Raw genomic sequence first — 5,229 nt, forward strand, 5'->3', positions numbered from 1 at the left:
CCTAGGGGTGTAGTGGGTGCCGGTGTTCTTCCGCAGCGGCGACTCGGTGACGTACAGCCCGTCCTCCAGAACCACGACGGGCTGGCCGCTCGGCGGTTGGGTAGTCGCCGCGGGTCACGGCGAGCAGGGCCTTGCGGGCCTCCTCCCGCTCGCCGGCCTCCAGCGGAACGAGCCGGCGCTCGACCGCCTTCGGCGCGCCGATCCCACTGGCGGCGAACCTCTCGGCGAGCGCGGCGGCGAGCAGCGGGCGGCCCCGGTGACGCGAGGCGAGCTCCTCCAGCTCGGACAGCTTCGCCTCGGCCTCCAGCCCCTCCCGGCCGACTAGGCCGACGACCACCTCCGCGGCCGGGGCGCGTTCGGCGTCGTAGGAGAGCAGACCCTCGTAGACGTAACCGATCTGCTCGACGTCCAGCGAGCGGAAGCTCAGCGTCCGCCGCGCCCGGGACTTCCCGCTGCCGACCTGGATGTACTGGACGGCACGCAGCATGTGCAGCACCGTGCGATCGTCCACCCCGAGCGGCAGCCACGGATGGGCGGCCGGGTCGAACAGCGACCCGGCGTAGGCATGCATGCGCAGCCGGGAATGATCGACCCCCGCGTACACGGCGGTGAACAGGGCGCGCAGCCGGTGCCAGGCCGCCGTCGACTGCTCCAAGTCGTCCTCGGTCGCGCCGTCGTAAAGCTGCTGTTCCAGCTCGGCGCACAGCCGGCCGGCGGAGTAGGTGCTCGCGTACAGGTCGTTGCCGGCGGGCAGCAGGCCGCGTTCCTCGGCGTAGAGCAGGAAGACGATGCGCATCATCACCGCGACCGCGCCCCGGTAGACGTCGTGCGCGTCGACGTCGCGCAGCCCGGCGCCACCCCGGTCCCGCTCGGCGACGTGCCAGCGGCCGAAGGCGGCGACGAGCAGCTCCACGGTCTGGCGGACCTGGACGCCGAGCGCCTCGGTGATCTCCTCCTGGCTGCCGAGGCTCGCCTTCAGCAACGGGACCAGCGTCTCGTCGTCGGGCACGCCGAAGAAGCGCCGCCGGCACAGCAGCGACACGAACGCCCGCACGACGTCGCGCTCGGCCGCCTCCGGCCAGGACACCGCGTCGAACACCGCCGTCGACGTCACCCCGCCGCGCGGCGCCCAGACCAGCGCCCACTGCCGGCCGTTCGTCACCAGCGCGAGCTCGATCCCGTGATGCCGGCAGGCGATCGCCGCCCGGTCCACCGGCGTAGCCGCCCAGGCCTGCCCGGCGATCCGCGCCGTCGGGGACTGTGACGGCGCGACGACCAGACCGAGCACGCGGACCGCGTCCGGTTTCACCTCGGACGGCCTCGCGGCCACCGTGTCCGGATCGACGAGGACGAAGGACGGCACGATGCGCGCGTCGTGCTCGCCGACGTCGACGGTGAACGAGCGCAGCGCGCCGTCCGCGCCGTCCGTGTCATCTGTGTCATCCATGTCATCTGTGTCATCTGTGTCATCGGGCAGGATGAGCGTGTTCCCCCAGCCGAGTAGCTCGCCGAGGACGAAACGCACCCAGGCCGCCTGGCCGCCAGCGGGATCGTCCAGCCAGGCGGTGTGCTCCCGGCGCAGGCGTTCCCGGGTCTTCTTCTCCAGCGGGTCGAGCGTCGGCCAGACCCGCCGGAGCACGGGCAGGCTGAGGAACGGCCCGCTGACCTCGATGAGGCTTAGCCATTCGCGGTGCTGCACGGAGCCGTCCGGCGCGGGCGGCCGGCGCCGACCCCCACCGCCACCGCTGCGACCTCCGGGGATGCCCCGGCCCCGCGTGGTGGCACCCACGGTGCTCATCGCGCCTCCTCCGCTGCCGGCACGACCAGGACGACCGCGACGGGGAACTGGTGCTGCCTCGGGTCACGGTATCGCTGCGCGATCACGTCGAGCTCCCGTCGCCGTTCCTGGTCCAGCCGGTCGAGCCGGTCCTGCCACGCCTGCCGGTCCTTGCGGTACTGGGCCAGCTCCTCGCGGCCCCTGGCGATCTCGAACCGGCTGAACAGGGCGTCCTCGTCGTTCTCCGGATCCTCGATCGCACCGCGCAGCGTCGCGGCGAACTGATCGAGGATAGTGGTGATCCGATTCTCCTCGGCAGCCCGGCGCTGGCCGAGGAGGCGGGTCAGCGACTCCTGGCGGGTCCTCGTCCGCCACTCCAGAGCGGAGAGCACCCCGGGCCGCACTGCCGGCCAGCGCTCGGCGAGCCGCTCCCGTGTCTCCCCGGAGACGGGCCGGCCGGCGGCGAGCGCGGTACCGACGAGATCGCCGAGGACCGTCAGATTCTCCAGGCGGCGGAACCGCCCGGTCGCCGGCGCCCAGCCGCCCGCGTACAGGACCTCCTCGTGCAGCCGGACGCCGTCCGCGCCCACCAGCACGAACCGGGAGAACGCGCCGATCAGCACCTCCTCGCAGCGCGGATCGTCCGAGCGCACGGCGGTGACCCGGTGCAGCCCGACGTCGGCGTTGGAGACGGCGCCCCGCAGCAGCCTTGTCGACATGTCGACGAGGCGGTGGCCGAGGTGCGCGAGCACGACGTCGTCGCGGTCCTTCGCCACGGCCGGGTCGAAGGTGATCGGCCGCTGGCGCGGCGGCGTGCCCGAGGGAAGGTCCTCACGGCGCAGCTTCTCGGTGAGCCCCGCGGAGGCGCGCTGCCACGAGCCGGTGAGCGTCGGCACCGTGAACAGCCCCTCGGCGTGCTCCTTCTCATCGACGTACGGGGTGAGTGCCTGTTGGCGGGCGAGGCTCAGCGCCGTGCCAACGACGCGGCGCACCGCCGCCGGGGTGATGCCGAGCTCGCGGACCGTGTCGTCGAGGTTCGCCCGCAGCCGGCGCACCTGCTCGCGCACGTTCTCCGCGACCGGGACGGTGCCCCCGGCGGCCACGGAGCCGCCCGGACCGACGTCGAGGTCGTCGGGACCGACGTCGATCCGCTCCCCCAGCATCCGACGCTGCACCCGATCGGAGAGCACCGCGTTGACCGACCCGAGGTCGGCCTTCATCTGCGAGACCTTCTTCACCACCCGCGACAGGAACTCCAGGTCGGCCTCAAAGGAGTCGACGGTGCCCGACCAGCCGAAGCCGACGAAGTGCCGGATCTCCGGGGAGCGGCGCTGCCCGTACCGGTCGATGCGGCCGATCCGCTGCTCCAACTTATTCGGGTTGAACGGGATATCGTAGTTGACCAGCCGGTGGCAGTGATTCTGCAGGTCGATGCCCTCACTCGCCGCATCGGTGGCGAGCAGGACCCGCATCGGATGCTCGCTCGGTTCGGCCTGGAAGGCGAGCCGCAGCTGCTCGCGCTCGTCGACGGACAGCCCGCCGTGCAACAGGCCGAGCCGCTCCCCGGCGAACCCCTCCTGGCGCAGCAGTCCGGCGAGCCAGATCTGCGTGTCGCGGTACTCGGTGAACACGACGACCCGCTCGTCGAACCAGTGCCGCCCGTCCGGCCGGCACACCGCGTTCAGATAATCGAGCAGCGCGCGGGCCTTGGCGTCCGGCTCGGCCTCGTGGGCGTCCGCCCAGCGCCGCATCCGGTCCAGCAGCTCGATCTCGCCGTCGGTGGGATCGAGTTGCATCGGCCCGATCCGGCCGAGGGCGTCGTCCTCGGCGTCGGCGAGCTGCTCGTCGTCCAGGGTCGCGACGTCGTCGAAGTAGGCCTCCATCCACGGCTCGGGCATCCATGGCCCAGGCGCCCCCGGCCCAGGCATCCCCGGCCCGGCCTCGTCCGCGAGGCGGGACGCGTGGGCCGGGCGCCCGTGCCGGGACACGAGGGTCTCCCGGTAGACGCCCACGGTGTGGCCAAACGCCGCCGGGGAGGAGAACAACCGCTTCTTCAACAGCAGGGTCACCAGGTCGGTCGCCTTGCGGCCGCGCGGCGAATCCAGCCGGGCCCGGCGCAGTGCGGCAAACTCCTTGAGCAGGCCGTGGATCTCCCGTTCGCCGTCCGGGTAGACCACCGGCATGTCGATCGAGCGGCGCCGGTGGAACCGCGGGGTGCCGTCCGCGTTCTCGATGCTGCTTTTCAACCGGCGGACCACGACCTCGTCCACGGCCGTCCGGTCCGGCTCGACGCCCCGGGCGAACCGCTGGTCGTCGAGGATCTCCAGCAGCGCGGTGAACGAGGCGAGGTAGCCGTTGTGCGGGGTGGCGGACAGGAACAGCCGGTGGGTGAAGTGCGGCGCGAGCCGGCGGATCAGCTTGGTCTGCTGGGAGTCGACGGCGTAGACCTGCCTGGGCGCGGCCGGGGCGATGTGATGGGCCTCGTCGAGAATGAGCAGGTCGAAGGTCCGCGGGTAGGTCGGCTGACCATCGCCGGGCAGCACCTCGTCGAGCAGCCGCTGCGCCTTCGGGCCACGCAGCCAGGGCAGGCTGACGATCGTCAGCGGGTAGACCTCGAACGGGTTCGCCCCGCTACCGTGCGAGCGACGGACCGCCGCGCAGCGCTCCGCGTCAATGATCGTGAAATCGCGGCCAAACTTCTCGGCCATCTCGTCACGCCATTTCAGGGTGAGCCCGGCCGGACAGACAATCATGATGCGGCGCGCCCGGTGCCGCAGCAGCAGCTCCTCGGCGACCAGCCCGGCCTCGATGGTCTTACCGAGGCCGACATCGTCGGCGAGCAGGAGGTTCACCCGGGGCGCCGCAAGGGCGCGCGCCACCGGCTCGAGCTGGTAGTCCTCGACGGCCACCCCCGAGCGGAACGGAGCCTGCAGCCGCCGGGCGTCCGCGGAGGTCACCGCCGACCAGCGCACCGCGTCGAGGAAGGCGGCCAGCCGGCCCGGTGGGTCGAAGCCGCCTTGGGTGACGTCGGGCAGCGAACCACTGGGCAGGACCCGCCGGCCCGGCTCGACCTCCCAGATCACCTCGACGGTGCGGCCGTAGCGACCGTCCTCCACACTCTGGAGGGTGACCAACGTGCTCGTGCTCGGCGCCCCGTCGGCGGCCGGTCCGTCGATGTCCGCGACCACCCACTTCTGACCACGGACCTCCACCAGCGCGCCGATGTCGGGACGCTCGTCAGATGCCGGCACCCCCGGACCCGGCCCCGTCCCGCCCATGGCCTGCTGGCGGACGCGGCGTGCTGACGGAGCACGTTCGGTCGTCGAACTCGGCACCTGATACCCCCCTTGGTGAACAGCCCGACCAGTCTGGCAGGACGCCGGGCGACCGATTCCCGGCCCGGTGGCACCGTGCCGGCTCTCTTCGGTCCCCATCTCAGAGCCTGTCCTGGA

At 72.3% G+C, this 5,229-nt stretch carries 2 protein-coding genes; both read right to left on the reverse strand.

Features of this window, described 5'->3' with window-relative positions:
- Position 1 precedes the first annotated feature (1 nt).
- Positions 2–1,798 (reverse strand): hypothetical protein, encoded by a 1,797-nt coding sequence (locus AC08OT_RS18990; RefSeq protein WP_476603130.1) that lies wholly within the window; start codon positions 1,796–1,798, stop codon positions 2–4.
- Positions 1,795–5,112 (reverse strand): DISARM system SNF2-like helicase DrmD, encoded by a 3,318-nt coding sequence (drmD, locus tag AC08OT_RS18995; RefSeq protein ID WP_476603131.1) that lies wholly within the window; start codon positions 5,110–5,112, stop codon positions 1,795–1,797. The genes AC08OT_RS18990 and drmD overlap by 4 nt, the downstream gene beginning before the upstream one ends.
- Between the last annotated feature and the right edge of the window lie 117 nt (positions 5,113–5,229).

Source organism: Frankia sp. CgJB1 (genome assembly GCF_977947065.1).